The 860-nt window shown below is 42.1% G+C and carries 1 protein-coding gene and 1 pseudogene; both read right to left on the reverse strand.

What is annotated here, in order from left to right; genetic code table 11:
* Window positions 1–212: 212 nt before the first annotated feature.
* Complete coding sequence (locus tag AB840_RS15430) at window positions 213–581, reverse strand: MFS transporter (RefSeq protein WP_048515694.1); 369 nt, start codon at window positions 579–581, stop codon at window positions 213–215.
* Window positions 582–725: 144 nt separating this feature from the next.
* Window positions 726–860, reverse strand: a pseudogene (locus tag AB840_RS18430) (transposase); the annotation flags it as partial.

The raw sequence follows: 860 nt of genomic DNA on the forward strand, positions 1-860 counted from the left end.
AGATAGGACCGAACACGTCCTTCAGCGCTATCTGCATGTCTTCCTGCGTCTTCGGCTGGTATTGTTCCATGATGAGCTTGGCGATTGCCTGGCCTTTCTCACTCGGGTTTCTACGTTTCTTCATCAGTGCTGTACTCAATTCCTTTCAACCTGCTTTCTGATAGTGTACCGCACCTCGACAAAAAAATGAAGTGCGTAAGTTAGTAAATTGGTTACCGGTAACTTACACACTTCATTTTACACTCCCAAGCAACACAAATCCGAGATAATACCAGCATTCTATATCCTTGCGATACGCCGGATAAAATTTGTCCGATGCAAAATAATGCCACCGTAAGCAGCAATAATTTTCGAAATCTTATATGACATACTAACAGCATAAGCGGTAGGGATAGAATCGTTACAGTCCATGCATAGGCTGAAATCATCATCCCAGCATGCGCTTCCGTTATATTAAAAGCAGCAGCAATATCAGTCAGCAGTCCAATCGGCATAAATTCTGAAGTGTTAAAAATGAACACAGAAATGGTCATCCCCCATAAAGGAAGCCATGATCTCAAAGGTATTGCTGAATTTTTCATACACTATATCTTCCCTTCTATAATTCTAAATAATGTCTACTGCACAAAAGCCACTTTTTGACACGGCAGCCATTTTAAGGCCCGTTTTACCTTCCACAGTAGTACCTGTAGGTAAAATAAAATTGGCGTACACTGAATAGCCTGGAGTTTTCCCAGGTTCAGTGCCAAAATAGACAGCGCTATCACACTCTGTGTCGTTTCTTTCAGATAGGTTCTGATTTGAGTAAGGCCAAACCGACGTTTCGCTAAACTGAAAGCTCGTTCTACTTCCACGCGATC

Source organism: Megasphaera cerevisiae DSM 20462, from assembly GCF_001045675.1.
In the GTDB taxonomy this organism is placed as follows: Bacteria; Bacillota; Negativicutes; order Veillonellales; family Megasphaeraceae; genus Megasphaera; species Megasphaera cerevisiae.